This is a genomic window from Streptomyces caelestis (genome assembly GCF_014205255.1).
GTDB lineage: Bacteria > Actinomycetota > Actinomycetes > Streptomycetales > Streptomycetaceae > Streptomyces > Streptomyces caelestis.
Map to the genome: position 1 here is coordinate 5,563,185 of NZ_JACHNE010000001.1, position 22,461 is coordinate 5,585,645.

Consider the following 22,461-nt stretch of genomic DNA (forward strand, 5'->3'; position numbering starts at 1 on the left):
CCTGGCGCCGGGCTGTCGGAACGGCGTCCTTCAAGGCGCGCGACGGCCCGAGCAGGAGGCTCGTCGCGAGGCCGCTCCGGTGCGGTGCCGCGCCGACCACGCGCAGTTCCCGCTGGTCACAGGCCAGCAGGGTGGCTGGAGAGCCAGGCGGCGTGCCGGTAGCGGAGCTGGTCTCGCTCGGCAGGCGTGGTGAGGATGACGTCTGCGCCGCCGTCGTACGGAGGGTGGATGCGTCGAAGTCCCGTGTCCGTGATGAACACCTCCACGAGCGTCTCGTCGGCGACGGCGCGTAGCAGGTCATCGGCGCAGCCGTGCCGCCACCGGCGCCCATCGGCGTAGAGGCGCGTGTGGGTGTGGAACTCCGCCAGCAGTGTCGGTGTGACGCCAGTGCTCACCCGTCGGCCTTGGCCACGCCGATCGGGCAGGACACGCCCGTACCGCCGATGCCGCAGTAACCCGCCGGGTTCTTGTCCAGGTACTGCTGGTGGTAGCCCTCCGCCGGGTAGAACGGGCGGCCCTCCGCCGGGACGATCTCCGTGGTGATGTCGCCGTAGCCGGAAGAGGTGAGGACCTTCTGGTAGGAGTCGCGGGAGGACTTGGCGGTGGCGGCCTGCTCGGGGGTGTGGGTGTAGATCGCCGAGCGGTACTGCGTGCCCACGTCGTTGCCCTGGCGGAAGCCCTGCGTGGGGTCGTGGGACTCCCAGAACGTCTTCAGGAGGCCCTCGTACGAGATCAGCTTCGGGTCGTAGACCACGCGGACGACCTCCGTGTGGCCGGTCAGGCCCGAGCAGACCTCCTCGTACGTGGGGTTCTCCGTGTAACCGCCCTGGTAGCCGGCCAGGGTCGTCCACACCCCTGCCGGGAGCTGCCAGAACTTGCGCTCCGCGCCCCAGAAGCAGCCCAGGCCGAAATCGGCGGTCTCCAGACCCTCGGGGTACGGGCCGAGCAGCGGGTTGCCGAGCACGGTGTGCCGGTCGGGGACCGTGAACGCCGGCTCCGGGCGACCGGGCAGCGCCTGCTCGGGAGTCGGCAGCTGGGGCGTACGGCTGTGCAGGAACATGCGGTCTCCAATCGACGCGACACCCACGCGGGGCGACGCCACGTTCAACGTGTGGGGGGCCGGGGGAATTCCGGCCGGGGCCCGTGCCCAGGGGTGGTCGGAGCCCGCACGTCGCGCGGTGGGAAGCGGCGGGCGGCCGGAGCCGGCGTCAGTGCGGCAGGCTCGCCGGGTTGCCGCCGTTCGCCTCGTAGCCTGCCACCGCCAGGGCCCGGTACACCGCGAACTCCGCCGCCGGGTCGGCGGACAGGGTCCAGGGGAGGGCGCCGACATGGCCGTCGATGTGCACCAGCTGGTTCATGGCCTCCGACCAGCGCTCGCCGCGGACCAGGAAGAAGACCAGCATGTGCCGCACATGCGCCAGCATCGGGTCGTCGGAGCGGGCCGAATGCACCGCGTGCAGCGCGCCGTGGACCGCCTTCGTGACGACCTCGGTCTGCCAGAAGCTGCTGACCAGGGTCACCTCGGGGAGGTGCTCGAACACCGCGAACAGGGGCATCGCCGCCAGGAGGGAGCCCTTGGGCGCGCGGGCCGCCGCGGCCTCCGCGAACTCGTACGCCAGCTCACGCGAGCCGTGCCACTTCTCGCACCAGTAGTGCAGCGCGGCCAGGTGCGCTCCCATGTGGGCCGGGGCGCGGTCCAGGATCTTCAGCCAGACCTGCTCGAAGTCCTTCTGGGAGTAGGCGAGTCCCCGGGCCACCGACAGCTCCACGATGTAGGGGATCGGGTCGCCGGGGGCCAGCAGCGCCGCCTCGCCGCACGCCGTCCTCGCCTCCTCCATGATGATCCGGAACTCGTCCGTCCCGGGCGTCGCCGTCCGCCACGCCTGCTGCACCAGGAACTCGGCGTGCACCGCGGCCCCGCCCGCGTCCTTGGGCGCCTCGGCCCGCCACACCCGCAGCCACTGCCCGCCCGGCGCCTCGCTCCCCCCGCCGGGCCGCTGAGAGAGCTCCAGCGAGGCCGCACCCGCGAAGGCCTGCACACGCTGCCAGCGCCGCTCGCCCTCCGTCTCCGTGCCGGCGAGGAGTTGCTGTGCCGCGCGGAAGTCCTGCGTGCGCTGCACCACGTCCAGGACGTCCAGCAGGTCCTGGTCGGGGCCGGGCATGCGGATGTCCAGCTCCTCCTCGCGGACGAAGCCGTAGTTCGCCGGGTCCGCCGCGTCCGGGTGGTCGGGCGAGACCAGCCCGATCGCGCCCCCGCGCCTGCGCCGCAGGAAGGGAAGCAGCACGAAGCCCAGCATGACCAGTGCGATCAGGACCCAGAGAATCTCCATGCAACAAGCGAACCAGACCGCGCCGACAATTGGCCAACCTGATCCGTGAACCTGTGGAAAACCCGGCTCCAGGGCCCGTGTCGCCTCGTCCCCCGGCACTCATCGCGTCGGCGCACTACCCTCGGTCCCCATGAGCGACAGGCATATCAGTCAGCACTTCGAGACGCTCGCGATCCACGCGGGCAACACCGCCGATCCCCTGACGGGCGCGGTCGTCCCGCCGATCTACCAGGTGTCGACCTACAAGCAGGACGGCGTCGGCGGTCTGCGCGGCGGCTACGAGTACAGCCGCAGCGCCAACCCGACCAGGACCGCGCTGGAGGAGAACCTCGCCGCCCTGGAGGGCGGCCGCCGCGGTCTCGCGTTCGCGTCCGGGCTGGCGGCCGAGGACTGCCTGCTGCGTACGCTGCTCAGCCCCGACGACCACGTGGTCATCCCCAACGACGCCTACGGCGGCACGTTCCGCCTGTTCGCCAAGGTCGTCGCCCGCTGGGGCGTTCAGTGGTCGGTCGCCGACACGAGCGACCCGGCCGCCGTACGGGCCGCCATCACCCCGAAGACCAAGGCGGTGTGGGTGGAGACCCCCTCCAACCCGCTCCTCGGCATCACGGACATCGCCGCCCTCGCCCAGGTCACCCGGGACGCGGGCGCCCGTCTCGTCGTCGACAACACCTTCGCCACGCCCTACCTCCAGCAGCCGCTGGCGCTCGGCGCGGACGTCGTCGTGCACTCGCTGACCAAGTACATGGGCGGCCACTCGGACGTCGTCGGCGGTGCGCTGATCACGGACGACCCGGACCTGGGTGAGGAGCTGGCCTTCCACCAGAACGCGATGGGCGCGGTCGCCGGGCCCTTCGACTCCTGGCTGGTGCTGCGCGGCACCAAGACGCTCGCGGTGCGCATGGACCGGCACAGCGAGAACGCCGCCAAGGTCGCCGACATGCTCACCCGGCACGCGCGCGTGACGAGCGTGCTGTACCCGGGCCTGCCGGAGCACCCCGGCCACGAGGTCGCCGCCAAGCAGATGAGGTCGTTCGGCGGCATGGTCTCCTTCCGCGTGGCGGGCGGCGAGGAGGCGGCCGTCGAGATCTGCAACCGCGCCAAGGTCTTCACGCTGGGCGAGTCCCTGGGCGGCGTCGAGTCGCTGATCGAGCACCCCGGCCGGATGACGCACGCCTCCGCGGCCGGCTCGCTCCTGGAGGTGCCCGGCGACCTGGTGCGGCTGTCCGTCGGCATCGAGAACGCCGACGATCTGCTGGAAGACCTCCAGCAGGCGCTCGGCTAGGACACCCCCGGCGGGGTCACCAGCCGGTGAGGGGTGGAGTCGTGTCCGACGGCGGCTCCGCCCACGGGCGGGCCGTCAGCGCCCACACCGTGAACGCCACGGCCGCCGCGAACACCAGCAGCCACAGCAGGCGCCGAGCGACCGCCCTGCGCCGCAGCATCCGGCCGCCCCGGCGCACCGCCTCCGCGTGGATCCCGGGCGGCACGGACCGCGACGATCCCTGCTCCAGCAGCCGCCGCACGGCCGCATCGCGGTCGTTCCCGCTCATGCCCGCCTCCGTTCGCCGGGAGGCCGGTCGTCGTGACGGGGCGCGCCGAGAGGTTTCCGGTCCGCAGGGCTCATGACGGCACCGCCTTCGCGGCCTTCCCCGCCGGTGCCTGGCCCCGCGAGCGGTGCAGCAGGGCCGTCGTCGCCCGGTGGCAGACGGCCCGTACGCGCTCCGCGGACAGGCCGAGCAGGGCCGCCGTCTGCTCCTCGGCGACGCCTTCGTAGAGCCTGAGCACCAGGATCAGCCGCTCCTGCGGGGTGAGCGGGGCCAGGGGACTCGCCGGGTGCGGCCGGGAGCGGCCGAGGCCGCCGTGGTGATGCCACGCGCCGCGCGCGAAGCGGGTGGCCAGATACTGCCGCGTGCGGTCGTACGGATCCTCGCCGCGCAGCCGGTCCCAGCACGCGTACGTATGCGCCAGCGATCGCGTCAGCAGGCGCCGTGCGCGGGGGTTGTCGTCCGGGGCCTCCGCGGTGAGCAGGGTCGCGGCGTGCAGCAGCCGCCCGGCCGCGCCCGCGACGAACGCCTCGAACTCCCGGGCGCGCCGGGTCACCTGGGACGCATGCCGTTGTCGCACCACGCCTCCCGCCCGACGGCGACCCTGAGGATGCGGGCCGGCCGGGTACGGGCGTGACGGCCGCGTACGACGGGACCCGGTCTCATATCAGGCCAGGGTCAGCCCCGCGGTCAAGAGCCGCGCACCAGGTAGGGACGGCGGATGACCGAGCCGACGCGGGTGGCCCCGCGGCCAAGCGTCCCGCCCGGGCCCGACCGACCACCGCCCCACGTGCGCCCCGACAGCGAACGGCGCCCAGAAGTCGCGTCGTACGGCGCTCAGGACGGCGACTGCGCCTCCGGCGCCGGTACCCCCGACACCGCCATCCGGGCGGACAGCGCGCTGTTGAAGCGCGTGAGGAGCGAGCAGAACGCCTCGCGCTCCTCCGGCTCCCAGTCCTCGGTCAGCTCGGCCATCAACTGCCGCCGCGACGAGCGCACTTCCTCCAGTCGCGCCTGCCCGCGCGGAGACAGCTGGAGCACCACCGCCCGCCCGTCCTCGGGGTGCGACGTGCGCTTGACCAGGCCGGTGTCGACGAGCGGAGCCACCTGCCGGGTGACCGTCGAGGAGTCGATCCCCATGCTCGCGGCGAGGGCCTTGACGCCCATCGGGCCTTCCTTGTCGAGACGGTTGAGCAGCAGGTACGCGGCGCGGTCCATGGAGTTGCGCACCTGTCCGACCCCGCCGAGACGGGTCTGTTCGGCACGGCGGGCGAACACCGCCACCTCGTGCTGGAGGGTGTCGAGAAGACCGGTGTCACCGACGGTCGTCATGTCCATCGACATTTCAGGTGTTGTGGGCATGGCCGGGGGCTCACTTCGTGGAGGGCTGGCTGATTGGGGGACAGGGTACGCGGCCGGGGCGCGGGCCGTACCGGGGCTGCGCAAAGCGGGTCTCGGAGGTTGGTCACAACAGCCGTTCCCACCCGTGAACTGCGATGCTGGAGTCATGAGCTACAGCACGGCTGACTCCTTGCGGCCCGTCACCCTCGACGACGTGCGCGGCGCACAGAAGATGCTTTCGGGCGTGGCGCGGGTGACCGCGATGGAGGGCAGCAGGCACCTGTCCCAGATGGTCGGCGCGCCGGTGCATCTCAAGTGCGAGAACCTCCAACGGACCGGTTCGTTCAAGCTGCGCGGCGCCTACGTCCGGATCGCGGGTCTGCTGCCCGAGGAACGCGCCGCCGGGGTCGTCGCGGCGAGCGCCGGCAACCACGCGCAGGGCGTCGCCCTGGCGTCCGCGCTGCTCGGCGTGCGCTCCACGGTGTTCATGCCGAAGGGCGCCCCGCTGCCCAAGGTCAGCGCCACCCGGGACTACGGGGCGGAGGTGCGGCTGCACGGCCAGGTGGTCGACGAGACGCTGACCGCCGCGCAGGAGTACGCGGCCGAGACGGGCGCGGTGTTCATCCACCCCTTCGACCACCCCGACATCATCGCGGGTCAGGGCACGGTCGGCCTGGAGATCCTGGAGCAGTGCCCGGAGGTGCGCACGATCGTCGTCGGCATCGGCGGTGGCGGGCTGGCCGCCGGGATCGCGGTGTCGGCGAAGGCCCTGCGGCCGGACGTGCGGATCGTGGGCGTCCAGGCGGAGGGCGCGGCGGCCTATCCGCCCTCGCTGGCGGCGGGCCGGCCCGTCACGGTCGAGAACCCGGCGACGATGGCCGACGGCATCAAGGTCGGGCGGCCCGGCGACGTGCCGTTCGGGATCGTCGGCGACCTGGTCGACGAGGTGCGCACGGTCAGCGAGGACGAGCTGTCCGCCGCGCTGCTGCTGTGCCTGGAGCGGGCCAAGCTGGTCGTGGAGCCGGCCGGGGCCAGCCCGGTCGCGGCGCTGCTGAGCCGGCCCGGCTCCTTCGAGGGCCCGGTCGTCGCGGTGCTGTCCGGCGGCAACGTCGACCCCGTGCTGATGCAGCGGGTGCTGCGGCACGGCATGGCCGCGCAGGGCCGCTACCTGGCCGTCCGGCTGCGGCTGACGGACCGGCCCGGCGCTCTGGCCACACTCCTGGGCGTGTTGTCAGTGGTCGACGCTAACGTCCTCGATGTGAGCCATGTACGGACCGACCCACGGCTCGGGCTCACGGAGGCGGAGGTCGAGCTGCACCTGGAGACGAAGGGCCCGGCGCACTGCGCCGAGGTGGGCCAGGCGCTGCGCGAGGCGGGCTACACGGTCATGGGCTGACCGCCTGCGGAGCCGGGTTCAAGATCCTTTCGTCGTAGGAGCGCAACGCGGAAAACCCCGTTGTGAGACGCGATACATCGCGTTATGGTGTGTCTCGTGCGAACCGTGAAGCACCTGTCCGGCGATCCCCGAAGACGTGGAGAACTCATATGCCAGGCGCCATCTATGCCGAAGGTCTGGTCAAGACCTTCGGCGACGTCAAGGCCTTGGACGGCGTCGACCTCGACGTGCCCGAAGGCACGGTCCTCGGCCTGCTCGGGCCGAACGGCGCGGGCAAGACGACCACCGTCCGCTGCCTGACCACCCTGCTGCGCCCCGACAGCGGACGGGCGGTCGTCGCGGGCATCGACGTGCTCGAACAGCCCGACGCAGTCCGCCGCTCCATCGGCCTGTCCGGCCAGTTCGCGGCCGTCGACGAGTACCTGACCGGCCGGGAGAACCTCCAGATGGTCGGCCAGCTCTACCAGATGAAGGCCAAGGCGGCGAAGGAGCGCGCGGCCGAGCTGCTGGAGCAGTTCCACCTCGCGGACGCGGCCGACCGCCCCACCAAGACCTACTCCGGAGGCATGCGCCGCCGGCTCGACCTCGCGGCGGCCCTCGTCGTCTCGCCGCCCGTGATGTTCATGGACGAACCGACGACCGGCCTCGACCCCCGCAACCGCCAGCAGCTGTGGGAGGTCATCAAGCAACTGGTCTCCGGCGGCACGACGCTGCTGCTGACCACGCAGTACCTGGAAGAGGCCGACCACCTGGCGCACGACATCGCGGTGGTCGACCACGGCCGGGTCATCGCCCAGGGCACCTCCGACCAGCTCAAGGCCCGCACCGGCGGCGAGCGCGTCGAGGTCGTGGTGCACGAGCGCGAGCACATCCAGGCCGCGGCCGAGGTGCTCGCCGGCTTCGGCAAGGGCGACACCACGGTCGAGGAGCACATGCGCAAGCTCACCGCGCCCGTGACCGGCGGCGCCAAGCTCCTCGCCGAGGTCATCCGCGAACTGGACACCCGGGGCATCGAGATCGACGACATCGGCCTGCGCCGGCCGACCCTCGACGACGTCTTCCTGTCGCTGACGGGTCACGTGGCCGAGGCGAAGAACGAGGAGAACGACAAGGAGGCCGCGAAGTGAGCGCCGTCACCGACACCGTGCGGGTCGCGCCGGCCGCGAACCCGGTCAGCCAGTCCATCCGCGACTCGTTGGTCGTCGCGAAACGCAACCTGATCCGCATGTCCCGGATCCCGGAGATGATCATCTACGGGCTGATCCAGCCGATCATGTTCGTGGTGCTGTTCACCTACGTCTTCGGCGGTTCCATGCAGATCGGCAGCAGCACCAGCGCCGTCGACTACAAGAACTTCCTGATGGCGGGCATCTTCGCGCAGACCGTCACGTTCGCCACCGCCAGCTCCGGCGCCGGTATCGCCGACGACATGCACAAGGGCCTCATCGACCGCTTCCGCTCCCTGCCCATGGCACGCGGCGCGGTCCTCACCGGGCGCACCCTCGCCGACTCCGTGCAGACGGCCCTCACCCTGGTCGTCCTCGCGGTCGTCGCCCTCCTGGTCGGCTGGCGCGTCGGGTCGGACGGCGACACCAACGTCGGCAAGGTGCTCGGGGCCTTCGGCCTGCTGCTCCTGCTCGGCTACGCGTTCACCTGGATCGGCGCCCTGATCGGCATGTCCGTCCGGACCCCGGAGGCGGCCACGTCCAGCGGGCTGATCTGGCTCTTCCCGGTCACGTTCATCTCCAACGCGTTCGTGGACACCAGCCACATGACCCCGTGGCTGCGCCACATCGCCGAGTGGAACCCCTTCAGCGCCACGGTCCAGGCCTGCCGCGTGCTGTTCGGCAACCCGGGCCAGTCACAGTCGGACGCCTGGCCCATGCAGCACCCCGTCTGGGCCTCGCTGATCTACTCGATCCTGATCCTGGTCGTCTTCAGGACGCTGGCGGTGCGCAAGTACCGCTCCGCGACGGCATGACAGCGCCCCCGGTACCGCGAGGGCACCGGGGGCGGACCAAGACATCGGCCGGGGTGGTTCAGCCCTCGTACGGCTCGGCCTTGAGGATCTTCACCGTGGCCTTCTTGCCGTTGGGCAGCTCGTACTGCGCGTCCTCGCCGACCTTGTGGCCGATCACGCCGGTGCCCAGCGGGGACTGCGGCGAGTACGTCTCGATGTCGGCGCTCGCGTACTCGCGTGAGGCGAGCAGGAACGTCAGCGTGTCGTCCTCGTCACCGTCGAACGCGATCGTGACGACCATGCCGGGCGCCACGGCGCCGTCCGCCGCGGGCGCCTCGCCGACCTTGGCGTTCTCGAGGAGCTGGGTGAGCTGGCGCACACGGAGTTCCTGCTTGCCCTGCTCCTCCTTGGCTGCGTGGTACCCGCCGTTCTCACGCAGGTCGCCCTCCTCGCGCGCGGCGGCGATCTTCGCGGAGATCTCCGCCCGCGCGGGACCAGTAAGGTACTCAAGCTCAGCCTTGAGCTTGTTGTACGCCTCCTGGGTCAGCCAGGTGACGTTCTCGCTGGTCTGGGTCACAGGTGCTCCTCGTAGGTACTGGGAATACAAAGCATCGCCCTACCCAGAAGCATGTTCCTTCACGGATGGGCGAAACCACGAGCCTAACAATTCAGGAGCGGAAGGGGGAGGACATAAGCCACCAGTTTCGCGTCAACGCAGGTCAGCGCCCACGTATTGCAGGTGACTCCGGCGGGGTCTCAGCCGGTGTGGCAGCCCAGCAGCTCGGCCGTCGTCCCCGGGGAGGTCGTACGGAGCGTGACGACCTTGTCGATGCGGGTGGCGTCCCCGTCGAAGCGGAAATCGGCCCGGCCCACCTCGGCGCCGTTCTCGGCCTGCGAGCGCACGGTGCAGTAGCCGCCGGTGCCGGCGTCCTTGCGGACCTCCAGGTGCACCCGCACGGAGTCCTTGCCGGGCTCGAAGCTGATCACCTCGGCGCTGATCTCGTTCTGGGCGACGTAGTGGTAGCCGAACCAGCCGACGAGACCCAGCAGCGCCGCCGCGAGGACGGCGCCGACGACCTTGAGCGTGCGGTCGGCGCGCTCGTCCGAGGAACGGCCGTAACGCCCCTCGGGCAGTCGCGTGCTCGCCGTACTCATGATCGTCCTCCAGACAGGGCCGGGACGAACGTCCCGTAAGGGGGCCCGGGACCCGGTCCCGGAATTATTCGCCCCCCGTTTCGGTCACTATAGAAGCCGCTGATTGCGCCGAGGCACACAGGGCGCCGACTTACTGAGGATTGAGTCTTGACTGACCAGTTGCGACTGATGGCCGTCCATGCCCACCCCGACGACGAGTCGAGTAAGGGCGCGGCGACCATGGCCAAGTACGTGTCCGAGGGGGTGGACGTGCTGGTCGTGACCTGCACGGGCGGGGAACGCGGCTCCATCCTCAACCCGAAGCTCCAGGGGGACAGGTACGTCGAGGAGCACATCCACGAGGTACGCAAGAAGGAGATGGACGAGGCCCGGGAGATCCTGGGCGTCAAGCAGGAGTGGCTCGGCTTCGTCGACTCGGGCCTGCCCGAGGGCGACCCGCTGCCGCCGCTGCCGGAGGGCTGCTTCGCCCTGGAGGACGTCGACCACGCGGCCGGTGAGCTGGTGCGCAAGATCCGTGCCTTCCGTCCCCAGGTGATCACCACCTACGACGAGAACGGCGGCTATCCGCACCCCGACCACATCATGACCCACAAGATCTCGATGGTGGCGTTCGAGGGGGCGGCGGACACCGAGAAGTACCCGGAGGCCGAGTACGGCCCCGCGTACCAGCCGCAGAAGCTCTACTACAACCAGGGCTTCAACCGCCCCCGCACCGAGGCGCTGCACCAGGCGATGCTCGACCGGGGCATGGAGTCGCCCTACGGGGACTGGCTCAAGCGCTGGGAGGAGTTCGGCATGAAGGAGCGCACGCTCACCACGCACGTCCCCTGCGGCGACTTCTACGAGATCCGCGACAAGGCGCTGATCGCGCACGCCACGCAGATCGACCCCGACGGCGGCTGGTTCAAGGTCCCGATGGACATCCAGAAGGAGGTCTGGCCGACGGAGGAGTACGAGCTGGCGAAGTCCCTCGTCGATACCTCCCTCCCCGAGGACGACCTCTTCGCGGGCGTCCGCGACAATGCCTGACATGAGCGCAAGCGCAAGCCTGGCAATGACGCACCTCGTCTCCTTCGCCAAGGAGGTCGACGAGGACAAGGTCACCCCCGGCGTCCTCGGCTTCATCGTCTTCGCGGCGATGGCCCTGGCCGTGTGGGCCCTGATGAAGTCCATGAGCCGGCACATGAACAGGGTCGACTTCACCCAGGTCCCGGACCCCAAGGCCGAGCAGCCGGAGCCGGAGCCGGCGGACGCGGAGACCTCCGGCCAGGGCAAGCAGCAGCAGAGCTGACACCCCTCCCGGGGCGACCGTCTCTCCCCGGGGGGAAACCCGTCGGTGGCCGCACGCCGCCGACGGGTGTCGCGTGCCCTACGCCTTCGACGACTCCACAGCCACCCCCATGACCTCCCGCGCATGCCGGTTCGGCACCATGCCCAGGCGCCAGGCCTGCCAGCCGGCCTCCAGGGTCACGCCGCGTTCCAGCAGCAGGGCGTAGGCGTCGAGGTAGTCGTCCAGCTTCTGGTCGCGCAACGGATGGCTCGCGCGGGACAGCTGGGCCAGTTCCTCCTGGGCCACGGCGGTGCCGACCTCCAGGCCGCCGGGGGCCGCGTACGGCAGCAGCGTGCAGCGCAGGAAGCGGGCCCAGTCCTCGCCCCGGCGGTCGCCGTACGAGGTGAAGAGGTCCGCCGCCTCGTCGCACAGCTTCAGCGCCTGCTGGGTGCGGGCGTTGCCCGCGTCCACGATCGCCAGTTCCAGGCAGGTCCACGCCTCGCCGTGGGCGACGCCGATGCGCTGGAAGTCGGCGCGGGCGTCCACCAGGAGCTGGCGCGCGAAGCCCGAGTTGCGCAGGGAGCCCGTCTGGGCCGCGCGCTGGTCGCGGGTGACGCGCGCCGAGTGGTGGCGGGCGCAGGCCAGGCCGTAGACGTCCCGCATGCGGGAGAACATCGTGCGGGAGCGTTCCAGTTCGCGGACCGCCTGGTCCAGGTTGCCCGTCTCCTCCAGGGCCTGGCCGAGGTAGTACAGCGTCCACGCCTCGCCGCGCGCGTCCTCGTTCTCACGGTGCCGGGCGGCTGCCCCGCGCAGTTCCTCCATGGCCGGGGACGCGTCACCGGCGACCAGCCGGGCGCGGGCCAGCTGGGTCAGGGCCCAGGCCTCGCCGCGGGCGTCGCGGGTGCGGCCGTACAGCTCCAGAGCCGCGCGCAGCTCGGACTCGGCGCGCGGGACGTCGCCCATGCGCAGGCCGAGCTGGCCGAGCTGGAAGTGGGCCCACGCCTGGCCGTGCACGGACTCGCCGGCGCGGTGCAGCACCAGCGACTCGGTGAGCAGCTCCAGCGCCTCGGCCAGCCGGGCGCGGTCCCGCTCCACCGCCGCCAGGGCGTGCATCGTCCAGGCCCGGTCCGTCGCCAGCTCGGGGGAGGACTGGAGGGCCAGGGCCTCGCGGAGCTTCGCCGACGCCTCCGTCAGATTGCCCTGGTGGTGCAGGGTGATGCCGAGGGAGCACAGGGCGCGGGCGGCACCGGCGTCGTGATGCGCCTCCCGGTAGAGGTCCACGACCGAGGTCAGGGTGGTGCGGGCCTTGTCCAGTTCGCCCAGCTGCCGGGCCGCGATGCCGGTGCGCCACTGCACCGAGCGGACCAGCAGGCCCTCGTCCACCGCCTGGGCCAGCTCGCTGATCTCGCCCAGGCGGTAGAGGTCGCCGCGCAGCAGGCAGTAGTCGCACAGGGCGCCCAGGAGGTTCAGGACCGCCGCCTGGTTCACGCCCTCGGCGTGCCGCAGCGCCGCCGTGATGAAGCTCGACTCGTCGTCCAGCCAGCGCAGCGCCTCGTCGAGGGAGGGAAAGCCGTACGGGTTGAAGCGGTTCGTGCGGGTCGACATGTTGCCGTCGACCATGCGCAGCACCGAGTCGGCCAGCTCGGCGTAGTTCACGATCAGCCGTTCCTGGGCCGCCGTGCGCTCGGCCGGTTCCTCCTCGTCGAGGAGCCGGGCCTGGGCGAAGGCGCGGACCAGGTCGTGCAGCCGGTAGCGGTCGCCCCGGACGTGGTCGATCAGGCCCGCGCGGGTCAGGGCCCGGAGATGGCGTTTCGCCTCCGCCTCGTCGGTGGCCAGCAGCGCCGCGGCCGCGGCGGCGCCCAGCGAGGCCCGGCCGGCCAGGGCCAGGCGGCGCAGCAGCCGCCGGACCGGCTCGGGCTGATCGGTGTAGCGCAGCCACAGAGCGCGCTCGACCGGCTCGACCGGGCCGTACGCGGCGAGGTCCGTGGCCAGCGCGCGCGGGGAGCGCGGGCCGAGGCAGGAGCCCGCGATGCGCAGCGCCAGCGGCAGCCCGCCGCACAGCTCCCGGACCCGGTCGGCGGACTCGGCGTCGTAGGGACCGGAACGGTCCTGCGCCGCCGCGCCCAGCAGTTCCTCCGCACCGGCCGCGTCCAGCGGCTCCACCGCCAGCTGGTGCACCCGCGCGGGCAGCTCTCCCAGCTCCAGCGGGCCCCGCGCGGTCACCAGCACCAGGCTGTCGGACCGCTCCGGGACCAGGGCACGCATCTGCTCGGCGTCCGAGGCGTCGTCCAGGACGACCGTGACCGGCAGACCCGTCAGATGCTGGTGGTACAGCTCGCTCAGCCGCTTGACCTGCTGGTCGGGGGAGGAGCGCTCGCGGAACAGCAGTTGCTCGCGGGGCGCGCCCAGCCGGTTGAGCAGATGCAGCAGGGCGTCACGCGTCGACAAGGGGGACTCGCCCGGGCTGTCGGCGCGCAGGTCGACGACGCAGGCGCCGCGGAAGTAGTCCTTCAGATCGTGCGTGGCGTGCACCGCGAGGCTCGTGCGGCCGCTGCCGGGCGTGCCGTGCAGGACGACCACCGTCGGCTGGGTCTCCGTGCTAGCCCGGGCCGCCTGCACCCACTGCCTGATCTGCGCCAGCTCGTGCCGCCGCCCCGCGAACGGCTCCGCCGGTTCCGGGAGCTGCGCGAAGGACTGCTCCAGCACGTTGCGCCCGCGCGCCGCGGCGCTCTTGTCGGCGCCCCGCAGCCGCGGCCCGGTCTTCTTCGGCCCCGTGGAGGCGGCGAGCACCCGCTGCTGGTCCAGGAACGGCCGGATACCCCGCACCTCCAGTGCCGTCAGCCACTGCAGCCGCAGCTGTTCGGGTCCGCCCGGCTGGCTCGCGGCGCCGGCCCGGCGGTGTGCGGCCGGCAGATGCGAGCCGACGACCTTCACGACGGTCGCCGCGGCGCCCACGACCCCCACGGTCACGCCCGCGCCCAGCGCCGTCCCGGTACTCGTGCCGAGGGCCATGTCGGCGACGACCGCCGCGACCGCCGCGACCCCGGCCACCAGCAGCGGTGTCCCGCCGCCCTCCCGGGCGTAGCGCTGTCCGAAGGTGAGCTGCCCGGCCGCCGCCTCGTCCAGGGCGCGGGTGTAGGCCTCGTACTCCTCGGCAGCGCTCTGCGCCATCGCGTCGAGCGCCCCGCGCGCCCGCGCGAGCAGCACCTTCCCGTCCGTGCGCCCGCCCGTGCGGCGTACCTCCTCCTCCACGGCCCGTGCCAACAGCCGCTCGGCCTCCGCCCGATGACTGTCCTGCATGTACACGTCCCCCTCCGGCGGCAACGGCGTGCTCGCTAGTCACCCGGTCGATCCCTCGGTCGTTTCCTTGGTCAAGTGTGCTGCCGACGGCGCATCGGGGCGAGGGGGCGTGCCCGGCCCGATGGTGTGAAGACACGGGCCCGTTGGCGTACGGCGCGCCCGTCGAGCGTGCGCCGGGAGCGGCGCCCGCGCGACGCCTGCCGCGTGCCGGGCGGGGTACTGCGGCAGGATGGACACCATGCCGAACCGACTGGCGCACGAGACGTCCCCCTACCTCCTTCAGCACGCCGACAACCCCGTCGACTGGTGGCCCTGGTCGGCCGAGGCCTTCGAGGAGGCCCGCAAGCGGAACGTGCCCGTGCTGCTCAGCATCGGCTACAGCAGCTGTCACTGGTGTCACGTCATGGCACACGAGTCCTTCGAGGACCAGGAGACCGCCGAGTACCTCAACGCGCACTACGTGAGCGTGAAGGTCGACCGCGAGGAGCGCCCGGACGTCGACGCGGTCTACATGGAGGCCGTACAGGCGGCGACCGGCCACGGCGGCTGGCCCATGACCGTCTTCCTCACCCCGGACGCCGAGCCGTTCTACTTCGGCACCTATTTCCCGCCCGCCCCCCGCCAGGGCATGCCGTCCTTCCGGCAGGTGCTCCAGGGCGTCCACCAGGCCTGGGAGGAGCGGCGGGACGAGGTCACCGAGGTCGCCGGGAAGATCGTCCGGGACCTGGCCGGGCGGGAGATCTCCTACGGCGACGCCCAGACCCCCGGCGAGCAGGAGCTCGCGCAGGCGCTGCTCGCGCTCACCCGGGAGTACGACCCGGAGCGCGGCGGATTCGGCGGGGCGCCGAAGTTCCCGCCGTCCATGGTGCTGGAGTTCCTCCTGCGCCACCACGCCCGCACCGGCTCCGAGGGCGCCCTGCAGATGGCGCGGGACACCTGCGAGCGCATGGCCCGCGGCGGCATCTACGACCAGCTCGGTGGCGGCTTCGCCCGCTACTCCGTCGACCGCGACTGGATCGTGCCGCACTTCGAGAAGATGCTGTACGACAACGCCCTGCTGTGCCGGGTCTACGCCCACCTCTGGCGCGCCACCGGCTCGGAACTCGCCCGCCGGGTCGCCCTGGAGACCGCCGACTTCATGGTGCGCGAACTGCGCACGAACGAGGGCGGGTTCGCCTCCGCGCTGGACGCCGACAGCGACGACGGAACGGGGAAGCACGTCGAGGGCGCGTACTACGTGTGGACGCCGGAGCAGCTGCGTGAGGCGCTCGGCGAACAGGACGCCGAACTCGCGGTCCGGTACTTCGGCGTGACCGAGGAGGGCACCTTCGAGCACGGCCAGTCCGTCCTCCAACTGCCGCAGCAGGACGGCCTGTTCGACGCGGGGAAGATCGCCTCCATCCGGGAGCGGCTGCTGGCGAAGCGGGCCGGGCGTCCCGCCCCCGGCCGGGACGACAAGGTCGTCGCCGCCTGGAACGGGCTCGCGATCGCCGCGCTCGCCGAGACCGGCGCCTACTTCGACCGGCCCGACCTCGTCGAGGCCGCCCTCGCCGCCGCCGACCTCCTGGTCCGGGTGCACCTCGACGAGCAGGCCCGGCTCACCCGCACCAGCAAGGACGGCCACGCCGGCGCCAACGCGGGCGTCCTGGAGGACTACGCCGACGTGGCGGAGGGCTTCCTCGCGCTGGCGTCCGTCACCGGGGAGGGCGTCTGGCTGGAGTTCGCGGGGTTCCTGCTCGACCACGTCCTGGCCCGCTTCACGGACGAGGAGTCGGGCGCCCTGTTCGACACCGCCTCCGACGCCGAGCGGCTGATCCGCCGCCCGCAGGACCCGACCGACAACGCTGCCCCGTCCGGCTGGACCGCCGCGGCGAGCGCCCTGCTCGGCTACGCCGCGCACACCGGGTCCGAGCCCCACCGCACCGCCGCGGAGAAGGCCCTCGGCGTCGTCAAGGCGCTCGGGCCGCGCGTGCCCCGTTTCATCGGCTGGGGGCTCGCCGCCGCGGAGGCCGCGCTGGACGGGCCGCGCGAGGTCGCGATCGTGGGACCTTCGCTCGACCACGAGGGCACGCGGACCCTGCACCGCACGGCACTGCTGGGCACCGCGCCCGGCGCGGTCGTCGCCGTCGGCGCCCCCGGGAGCGACGAGTTTCCGCTGCTCGCGGACCGTCCGCTGGTCGGCGGTGAACCGGCCGCGTACGTCTGCCGTAACTTCACTTGCGACGCCCCGACGATTGAAGTCGAAAGGCTGCGTGCGGTGTTGAGTGACTGAAGTCGGGAATCAACGGAAACACGCTTTCTGTCTGAACAGTCCCCAGGCTTCACTTGCGGGTGTCCCGGAGTCCGGCTCTCCGGCGCCGGCAAGTCCAGGCCCTGCCGTTCCTCGCGCTCGTCCTCGCCGGAGGAACCGCCTCCGTCGCCCACGCCGTGCTGAGCCGCTGGCGCTCCGAGGCGGAGAAACGGTACGTCAGCGTGGGCCGGTACGCGCTCGCCACGGTCCTCGCCCTCGCCGCCGGCGCTACGTCGTACCGCACTGGTACGACGGCGCCCGCACCGCCGTCACCACCGACGCCAACGCCCCCTACAAGGCCGCGTCCCAGTGGCTGGCCACCGAGGTCGAGCACCCGGAACGCTCCCGCGTGCTGGTCGACGACGCCCTCTGCTCGACCTCGTGCAGCATGGCTACCGGCCGGGGCTCGGTGTCATCTGGTTCCACAAGGCCGACCTGGACCCGGCGGTGCGAAGACGATGCCGCGCGGCTGGATTGGTCTCAACCCGACTGGTGCCGAGGGCGTAAGACCTCCGGGAGCGCTGCTCCCGGAGGCAGCCTGAGCCAGGCGCCGAGCTGATCCGCCCGGCCGCCGTCACGTACTCCTCCGACCCGAACCAGCGGTTCGTGGACCTGCCGCTGTCCGTCGACGGCACCACCGTCGACCTGAACGTGACGAGCAACCCCAACCTGGCCCCCGGCTGGTACATGCTCTTCGCGGTGGACGCGAACGGGGTGCCGTCGGTGGCGAAGTGGGTGCGCCTCCAGGGCCCGCAGGCCCTCACGGCGACGGACGCCTCGGCGCATGTCCACGACTTCGCGCACTCGCCCGAGGGCAGGGTCGCGGGGCCCGGCAAGAAGCGCACCTCGCAGAAGGTCAGCCCGACGATCTCCGGCTGCGACCGGCACTGCGGCTCGATCAACGTCTGCGTGCCGACCGGTTTCCCGGAGCAGGTGAAGAAGTCGACGGCGGACCGTTGCAAGTGGCTGAAGGTGAACGACTACGGCCGTCTGAAGGTCAACGGCAGGGACGACCCGCTGGGCCTGGACCGCGCCGGGGACGGGATGGCCTGCGGTACGGGAGGTACGAGGACGGGCTAGCTTCCGAACTCGGCGAGGGCGCGCTCCACGATGGCCTCCAACTGCTCGTGGTGCGCGCCCTTCCAGTACGCCCGGCCGCATTTCGTGCACTGCGCGAACACGTCGTACGTCGCGTGCGTGCCGTGCTTGAGCTGGTCGGCGACTTCGTCCTTGGTCGCCTGGCGGAGCAGTCCGTTGCAGGCCGTGCACCGTGTCCAGGGCCGCAGTTCGGGCTGGAAGCGGTCCAGGACGTCCCGGAGCTGCTCCTCCGGACGGGTGCTGTAGACGAACGCCCCCGCCCACAGCTCGCGGCGCCGCAGCAACCCCCGGTCGCGGCTCAGCATGACCCTCTGCTCGGCCGCCGAACGCGCCGCGAGCGCGGGGTCGCCGATGTCGGTCGACTCGTAGGCCGTGTCCACACCGAGCAGCCGCAGCCGACGGGCCAGCGTGCCGAGGTGGACGTCGAGGAGGAAGCACAGGGGAGCGCCCGGCACCCGCTGGGGGCGGGCCACGGTCCGTACGGTCACCGACTCGCCGGCCGCCGGGACGTGCGAGACGGGCACCTCGTGGCCGTCCACGACCAGGGCGCCCACCTCGGTCAGCGGCACCCCCAGCGACTCGACGACATGGCCCAGGCTGGAGACGCCGTCCGTGGTGGCCCGCAGGGCGCCCGCCCGCCGGGCCTGGGGGACGAACACGTGCAGCTCGGGGGCGAACTCGACGCGGATCTCGGGACCGTTCACCCGGTCAGGATGTCACGGCGGGGGGCGCCGGCCTCAGGGTTTTCCGGTCGGCAGGCCGTGTTCCAGGACGTCCAGGGCACGGTCGACGAGCTCCCGGACGTCGTCCCGGTGGCCGGTCTCGGCCCAGTAGTGGGAGACCTCCATCAGCCCGCCCATCACGGACATGGCGAAGACCCGTAGCTCCAGGCTGCCGGGGTCGAGCCCGGAGCGCTCGGCGAGGGCCTCGCGCAGCAGCCGGCCGGTCGCCGCCATGCTCTCCCTCATGCGGGCGCGGACGGCGGGGACCTCCGCCCCGAGCCGGGCCCGCAGCCGGGTCACCTCGGGTTCCTCGGCGAGGCTCAGGTCGAGGGCCGTGCGCATCACGTGCCGCAGGACGTCGGCCCACGACTCGTCCTCCGGCCGGGCCCGCAGCTCCGCCGGCATCACCGGGCCCCACTCGTCGGTGACGACGATGTCCTCCTTGGTCGGGAAGTACCGGAAGACGGTCGACGGCGACACCTCGGCCCGGTCGGCGATCTGCTCGATCGTCGTGGCGTCGTACCCCTGCTCCTCGATCAGCGCGTAGGTCGCGGCGCGGATCGCCTGGCGGGTCTTGATCTTCTTTCGCTCCCGGAGTCCCAGTGGGGGCCGGTCGGCGGAGGTGCCAGTAGCCATGAAACGACAGTAACTGTCAATCACCATTCACTGTCAATTTGGCCTCGGGTGCAACGAAAACGGCCACGGCTCGAAAGCCGTGGCCGGGAAGGTCGAGCGTTCTAGCCGTGCTGGTACGCCACCAGCGAGATGCCCACGTAGTGCGCGATGAAGGCCGCCAGGGTGAGGGAGTGGAACACCTCGTGGAAGCCGAACCAGCGCGGTGAGGGGTTGGGCCGCTGGATGCCGTAGATCACGCCGCCCGCGCTGTAGAGCAAGCCGCCCACGATGACGAGGACGAGGACGGCGACGCCGCCGGTCCGCATGAAGTCCGGCAGGTAGAAGACGGCCGCCCAGCCCATCGCGATGTAGCACGGCGTGTAGAGCCAGCGCGGGGCGCCGACCCAGAAGACGCGGAACAGGATGCCGGCCGCCGCCGCGGCCCAGATGCCCCACAGCAGCCACTCGCCCTTGGCGCCCGGCAGGAGCAGCATGGCCAGCGGTGTGTAGGTGCCCGCGATGATCAGAAAGATGTTGGCGTGATCCAGTCGGCGCAGGACGCCGTCCATGCGCGGACTCCAGTCGCCCCGGTGGTACAGCGCGCTCACACCGAACAGCAGGCACGCCGTCAGTGCGAAGATCCCGCAGGCGATGCGCCCTCTGGTCGAGTCCGCGAGGGCGGTCAGCACCAGACCCGCGACGAGGACGGCCGGGAACATACCGAGGTGAATCCAGCCGCGCAGCTTGGGCTTCACCGGGTGCGGCAGGGGAAGCGCCGTGGGACCACGGCCGTCGGCCGGCGTGTCCGAAGGCGCGTCGGGGGCGAACGCAGTCATGTCCGAATGGTAGCTACGGAACCGTAAGTGACCTATCGGCCAGGTCGATCGGCCGATGAAGAGTGGCCATCCTCTCATGGTGGCCGAACGATGGTTACGCAAACGGACCGTCAGGTGAACGCAACGTGCATGCAAAGGGGGTGCGAGAAACCGTGGCGATCCTCACGTTGCTCACCTGTGCGCTCCTCTGGACAGATGGGCGCGCGCGTCGGATGATCAAATGAGTGCGGTCGGCACCGGATGAGCGCCAAGTTTCACCGTGAAGCATCCGGGTCGCAGCCCCCACGGGGCCTCCACATCAAAAAATCCCTCATTTAGGAGCAATCGTGGCGCGCGACATCGCGGCTCCCACCGTCCCCACCACCCATCAGGGCCTGATCTCGTGGGTCAGCGAGATCGCCGAGCTGACCCAGCCGGACAACGTGGTCTGGTGCGACGGATCCGAGGCCGAGTACGAGCGACTGTGCGAGGAGCTCGTCCAGAAGGGCACCGTCCGGAAACTCGACCCGATCAAGCGCCCCCACTCCTACTACGCGGCCTCCGACCCTACCGACGTCGCCCGCGTGGAGGACCGGACGTTCATCTGCTCCGAGAAGGAGGAGGACGCGGGCCCGACCAACCACTGGAAGGCCCCCGCCGAGATGCGGGAGATCTTCCAGGGCTCCGGGGGCCAGGGCGGCCTGTTCCGCGGCTCGATGCGCGGCCGGACGATGTACGTCGTGCCCTTCTGCATGGGCCCGCTCGGCTCGCCGCTGTCCGCGCTCGGCGTGGAGATCACCGACTCGGCGTACGTCGCCGTCTCCATGCGCACCATGACCCGCATGGGCCAGGCGGTCCTGGACGAGCTCGGTGACGACGGCTTCTTCGTCAAGGCCGTGCACACCCTCGGCGCCCCGCTGGAGCCCGGCCAGCAGGACGTCCCCTGGCCCTGCAACACGACCAAGTACATCTCGCACTTCCCCGAGGACCGCGAGATCTGGTCCTACGGCTCCGGCTACGGCGGCAACGCCCTGCTCGGCAAGAAGTGCTACGCCCTGCGCATCGCCTCCGTGATGGCGCGTGACGAGGGCTGGCTGGCCGAGCACATGCTCGTCCTCAAGCTCACCCCGCCGCGCGGCGAGTCCAAGTACGTGGCGGCGGCCTTCCCGAGCGCCTGCGGCAAGACCAACCTCGCCATGCTGGAGCCGACCATCCCCGGCTGGACGGTCGAGACCATCGGCGACGACATCGCCTGGATGCGCTTCGGCGAGGACGGCCGGCTGTACGCCATCAACCCCGAGGCGGGCTTCTTCGGTGTCGCGCCCGGCACCGGCGAGCACACCAACGCCAACGCGATGAAGACGCTCTGGGGCAACGCGGTCTTCACCAACGTGGCGCTGACGGACGACGGCGACGTCTGGTGGGAGGGCATGACCGAGGAGCCGCCCGCCCACCTCACGGACTGGAAGGGCAACGACTGGACGCCCGAGTCGCAGACGCCGGCCGCGCACCCGAACGCCCGCTTCACCGTCCCCGCCGCCCAGTGCCCGATCATCGCGCCGGAGTGGGAGGACCCCAAGGGCGTGCCGATCTCGGCGATCCTCTTCGGCGGCCGCCGCGCCACCGCCGTACCGCTGGTGACGGAGTCCTTCGACTGGAACCACGGCGTCTTCCTCGGCGCCAACGTGGCCTCCGAGAAGACCGCCGCCGCCGAGGGCAAGGTCGGCGAGCTGCGCCGCGACCCGTTCGCGATGCTGCCGTTCTGCGGCTACAACATGGGCGACTACATGGCCCACTGGATCGACGTGGCCAAGGACAAGGACCAGTCCAAGCTGCCGAAGATCTACTACGTCAACTGGTTCCGCAAGGACGACGAGGGCAAGTTCGTCTGGCCCGGCTTCGGTGAGAACTCCCGCGTCCTGAAGTGGATCGTCGGGCGCCTGGAGGGCACGGCGGAGGGCGTCGAGACGCCGATCGGCATCCTGCCGGCGAAGGACGCCCTCGACACCGAAGGCCTGGAGCTCTCCGGCTCCGAGCTCGACTTCCTGCTCACGGTCGACAAGGAGGTCTGGCGCGAGGAGGCCGCCCTGATCCCCGAGCACCTCAACACCTTCGGCGACCACACGCCCAAGGAGCTGTGGGACGAGTACCGCGCGCTGGTGCAGCGCCTGGGCTGAGACAGCCCCCACCGACGCCGCGGCCGGCTCCGATCGTGCCCTGACCAGCAACATCGTCACGGCCGGCCGCGGTGACAGCACCACCTTCAGGCAGGGGTTCGCACGACGGCGTGCGGGCCCCTGCCTTCGTCGTGCTCACGGCACGTCGGCGACGGTGTACGCCAGACGCCGAACCCGCCGGCCGCCGGGCCACCCCGGTCCTCCAGATACCGGGTGACGGACTCCTGGCGGCGGGCCTCGGTCTCGCGCAGGCCCGCCGCCAGGCGCTCGGCCTCCTCGCGCAGCCGGTCCACAGCTGACGCTCCAGCTGACGCTGTTCCGGTAGGCAACAGGAATGGAGAGCCCCGGGCGCGGTACCCGACGGGCCTCACAAAGGGGTTACCGAGGATCCTCACGAAGGGGTGAGTGGCGCCCGGTCCGCGCGTCGCTGCGGGTGCGCGCGGAC

20 protein-coding genes and 3 pseudogenes are annotated in these 22,461 nt (G+C 71.5%); 10 read left to right on the forward strand and 13 right to left on the reverse strand.

The genetic code is table 11. From position 1 onward, the window contains the following. Nucleotides 1-116: 116 nt before the first annotated feature. The 3 genes from HDA41_RS25585 to HDA41_RS25595 form a co-directional block, all read right to left on the reverse strand. Nucleotides 117-395, reverse strand: a complete 279-nt coding sequence (locus tag HDA41_RS25585) for a DUF3885 domain-containing protein (protein WP_230299426.1) — start codon at nt 393-395, stop codon at nt 117-119. Next, nucleotides 392-1,060: a peptide-methionine (S)-S-oxide reductase MsrA gene (gene msrA, locus HDA41_RS25590; RefSeq protein ID WP_184987550.1), complete on the reverse strand. Its 669-nt coding sequence runs from the start codon at nt 1,058-1,060 to the stop codon at nt 392-394. The genes HDA41_RS25585 and msrA overlap by 4 nt, the downstream gene beginning before the upstream one ends. Nucleotides 1,061-1,208: 148 nt before the next feature. Beyond that, nucleotides 1,209-2,330 (reverse strand): hypothetical protein, encoded by a 1,122-nt coding sequence (locus tag HDA41_RS25595; RefSeq protein ID WP_184987552.1) that lies wholly within the window; start codon nt 2,328-2,330, stop codon nt 1,209-1,211. 130 nt (nt 2,331-2,460) lie between these two features. On the opposite strand from HDA41_RS25595, the gene HDA41_RS25600 reads away from it, so the two are divergent. Continuing rightward, nucleotides 2,461-3,615, forward strand: coding sequence for a cystathionine gamma-synthase (locus HDA41_RS25600; RefSeq protein WP_184987554.1), 1,155 nt, complete (start codon nt 2,461-2,463; stop codon nt 3,613-3,615). 16 nt (nt 3,616-3,631) lie between these two features. Here the strand turns inward: HDA41_RS25600 and HDA41_RS25605 are convergent, their stop codons facing one another. From HDA41_RS25605 to HDA41_RS25615, 3 genes are all read right to left on the reverse strand, one after another. Next, nucleotides 3,632-3,883: a hypothetical protein gene (locus HDA41_RS25605; RefSeq protein ID WP_184987556.1), complete on the reverse strand. Its 252-nt coding sequence runs from the start codon at nt 3,881-3,883 to the stop codon at nt 3,632-3,634. Nucleotides 3,884-3,953: 70 nt separating this feature from the next. Next, nucleotides 3,954-4,457 (reverse strand): sigma factor-like helix-turn-helix DNA-binding protein, encoded by a 504-nt coding sequence (locus HDA41_RS25610; protein ID WP_184987558.1) that lies wholly within the window; start codon nt 4,455-4,457, stop codon nt 3,954-3,956. 257 nt (nt 4,458-4,714) lie between these two features. Beyond that, nucleotides 4,715-5,221 carry a MarR family winged helix-turn-helix transcriptional regulator gene (locus HDA41_RS25615; protein ID WP_184993733.1) on the reverse strand — a complete coding sequence of 169 codons (507 nt, stop codon included), beginning with the start codon at nt 5,219-5,221 and terminating at the stop codon, nt 4,715-4,717. A 163-nt stretch (nt 5,222-5,384) separates the two neighbouring features. Here HDA41_RS25615 and ilvA point away from each other — a divergent pair, with 163 nt between their 5' ends. The 3 genes from ilvA (at nt 5,385) to HDA41_RS25630 (ending at nt 8,595) form a co-directional block, all read left to right on the forward strand. Next, entirely contained in the window at nt 5,385-6,614 is a 1,230-nt protein-coding gene (gene ilvA, locus HDA41_RS25620) for a threonine ammonia-lyase (RefSeq protein WP_184987560.1), read from the forward strand. A gap of 149 nt (nt 6,615-6,763) precedes the next feature. Beyond that, nucleotides 6,764-7,741, forward strand: coding sequence for an ATP-binding cassette domain-containing protein (locus tag HDA41_RS25625; RefSeq protein WP_184987562.1), 978 nt, complete (start codon nt 6,764-6,766; stop codon nt 7,739-7,741). Further along, nucleotides 7,738-8,595 carry an ABC transporter permease gene (locus HDA41_RS25630; protein WP_184987564.1) on the forward strand — a complete coding sequence of 286 codons (858 nt, stop codon included), beginning with the start codon at nt 7,738-7,740 and terminating at the stop codon, nt 8,593-8,595. The genes HDA41_RS25625 and HDA41_RS25630 overlap by 4 nt, the downstream gene beginning before the upstream one ends. A 58-nt stretch (nt 8,596-8,653) precedes the next feature. On the opposite strand, the gene greA is transcribed toward HDA41_RS25630, so the two are convergent. Both greA and HDA41_RS25640 read right to left on the reverse strand, forming a co-directional pair. Further along, complete coding sequence (greA, locus tag HDA41_RS25635) at nt 8,654-9,151, reverse strand: transcription elongation factor GreA (RefSeq protein ID WP_184987566.1); 498 nt, start codon at nt 9,149-9,151, stop codon at nt 8,654-8,656. 179 nt (nt 9,152-9,330) lie between these two features. Further along, a complete protein-coding gene (locus HDA41_RS25640; protein ID WP_184987568.1) occupies nt 9,331-9,729 on the reverse strand; it encodes a DUF4307 domain-containing protein in 399 nt (132 codons plus the stop codon). A gap of 147 nt (nt 9,730-9,876) precedes the next feature. Between HDA41_RS25640 and mca the strand changes: the two genes are divergently transcribed. Further along, nucleotides 9,877-10,758: a mycothiol conjugate amidase Mca gene (gene mca, locus HDA41_RS25645; protein WP_184987570.1), complete on the forward strand. Its 882-nt coding sequence runs from the start codon at nt 9,877-9,879 to the stop codon at nt 10,756-10,758. Continuing rightward, nucleotides 10,751-11,020: a hypothetical protein gene (locus HDA41_RS25650; RefSeq protein ID WP_184987572.1), complete on the forward strand. Its 270-nt coding sequence runs from the start codon at nt 10,751-10,753 to the stop codon at nt 11,018-11,020. The genes mca and HDA41_RS25650 overlap by 8 nt, the downstream gene beginning before the upstream one ends. Nucleotides 11,021-11,098: 78 nt before the next feature. Here the strand turns inward: HDA41_RS25650 and HDA41_RS25655 are convergent, their stop codons facing one another. Further along, the gene (locus HDA41_RS25655; RefSeq protein WP_184987574.1) at nt 11,099-14,299 is read right to left on the reverse strand and encodes a tetratricopeptide repeat protein; all 3,201 of its coding nucleotides are present in this window, start codon (nt 14,297-14,299) and stop codon (nt 11,099-11,101) included. Nucleotides 14,300-14,537: 238 nt separating this feature from the next. Between HDA41_RS25655 and HDA41_RS25660 the strand changes: the two genes are divergently transcribed. From HDA41_RS25660 to HDA41_RS25665, 3 genes and pseudogenes are all read left to right on the forward strand, one after another. After that, entirely contained in the window at nt 14,538-16,571 is a 2,034-nt protein-coding gene (locus tag HDA41_RS25660) for a thioredoxin domain-containing protein (RefSeq protein ID WP_184987576.1), read from the forward strand. A gap of 92 nt (nt 16,572-16,663) precedes the next feature. After that, nucleotides 16,664-17,074: pseudogene (locus HDA41_RS41540) on the forward strand (glycosyltransferase); the annotation flags it as partial. 58 nt (nt 17,075-17,132) lie between these two features. Then, a pseudogene (locus tag HDA41_RS25665) lies at nt 17,133-17,669 on the forward strand (galactose oxidase early set domain-containing protein); the annotation flags it as partial. Here the strand turns inward: HDA41_RS25665 and HDA41_RS25670 are convergent. The 3 genes from HDA41_RS25670 to trhA all read right to left on the reverse strand — a co-directional run bounded on the left by HDA41_RS25670 (nt 17,666) and on the right by trhA (nt 19,860). Beyond that, a complete protein-coding gene (locus HDA41_RS25670; RefSeq protein ID WP_184987578.1) occupies nt 17,666-18,391 on the reverse strand; it encodes a Mut7-C RNAse domain-containing protein in 726 nt (241 codons plus the stop codon). The pseudogene HDA41_RS25665 and the gene HDA41_RS25670 sit on opposite strands and share 4 nt — an antisense overlap. A 33-nt stretch (nt 18,392-18,424) precedes the next feature. Next, the gene (locus tag HDA41_RS25675; protein ID WP_184987580.1) at nt 18,425-19,045 is read right to left on the reverse strand and encodes a TetR/AcrR family transcriptional regulator; all 621 of its coding nucleotides are present in this window, start codon (nt 19,043-19,045) and stop codon (nt 18,425-18,427) included. A 101-nt stretch (nt 19,046-19,146) separates the two neighbouring features. Then, nucleotides 19,147-19,860, reverse strand: coding sequence for a PAQR family membrane homeostasis protein TrhA (gene trhA / locus HDA41_RS25680; protein ID WP_184987582.1), 714 nt, complete (start codon nt 19,858-19,860; stop codon nt 19,147-19,149). A gap of 326 nt (nt 19,861-20,186) precedes the next feature. Here trhA and HDA41_RS25685 point away from each other — a divergent pair, with 326 nt between their 5' ends. Then, nucleotides 20,187-22,016, forward strand: a complete 1,830-nt coding sequence (locus HDA41_RS25685) for a phosphoenolpyruvate carboxykinase (GTP) (RefSeq protein WP_184987584.1) — start codon at nt 20,187-20,189, stop codon at nt 22,014-22,016. Between the two features lie 86 nt (nt 22,017-22,102). On the opposite strand, the pseudogene HDA41_RS25690 reads toward HDA41_RS25685, so the two are convergent. Further along, a pseudogene (locus HDA41_RS25690) lies at nt 22,103-22,338 on the reverse strand (hypothetical protein); the annotation flags it as partial. Between the last annotated feature and the right edge of the window lie 123 nt (nt 22,339-22,461).

Bases quoted from the DNA above. Each gene is read 5' to 3' on its own strand.
- HDA41_RS25640 (WP_184987568.1), bottom strand. From the start codon at position 9,729: ATGAGTACGGCGAGCACGCGACTGCCCGAGGGGCGTTACGGCCGTTCC.
- HDA41_RS25600 (WP_184987554.1), top strand. From the start codon at position 2,461: ATGAGCGACAGGCATATCAGTCAGCACTTCGAGACGCTCGCGATCCAC.
- ilvA (WP_184987560.1), top strand. From the start codon at position 5,385: ATGAGCTACAGCACGGCTGACTCCTTGCGGCCCGTCACCCTCGACGAC.
- HDA41_RS25605 (WP_184987556.1), bottom strand. From the start codon at position 3,883: ATGAGCGGGAACGACCGCGATGCGGCCGTGCGGCGGCTGCTGGAGCAG.
- HDA41_RS25675 (WP_184987580.1), bottom strand. From the start codon at position 19,045: ATGGCTACTGGCACCTCCGCCGACCGGCCCCCACTGGGACTCCGGGAG.
- HDA41_RS25655 (WP_184987574.1), bottom strand. From the start codon at position 14,299: ATGCAGGACAGTCATCGGGCGGAGGCCGAGCGGCTGTTGGCACGGGCC.
- trhA (WP_184987582.1), bottom strand. From the start codon at position 19,860: ATGACTGCGTTCGCCCCCGACGCGCCTTCGGACACGCCGGCCGACGGC.
- HDA41_RS25660 (WP_184987576.1), top strand. From the start codon at position 14,538: ATGCCGAACCGACTGGCGCACGAGACGTCCCCCTACCTCCTTCAGCAC.
- HDA41_RS25615 (WP_184993733.1), bottom strand. From the start codon at position 5,221: ATGTCGATGGACATGACGACCGTCGGTGACACCGGTCTTCTCGACACC.
- HDA41_RS25625 (WP_184987562.1), top strand. From the start codon at position 6,764: ATGCCAGGCGCCATCTATGCCGAAGGTCTGGTCAAGACCTTCGGCGAC.
- msrA (WP_184987550.1), bottom strand. From the start codon at position 1,060: ATGTTCCTGCACAGCCGTACGCCCCAGCTGCCGACTCCCGAGCAGGCG.
- HDA41_RS25650 (WP_184987572.1), top strand. From the start codon at position 10,751: ATGCCTGACATGAGCGCAAGCGCAAGCCTGGCAATGACGCACCTCGTC.
- HDA41_RS25595 (WP_184987552.1), bottom strand. From the start codon at position 2,330: ATGGAGATTCTCTGGGTCCTGATCGCACTGGTCATGCTGGGCTTCGTG.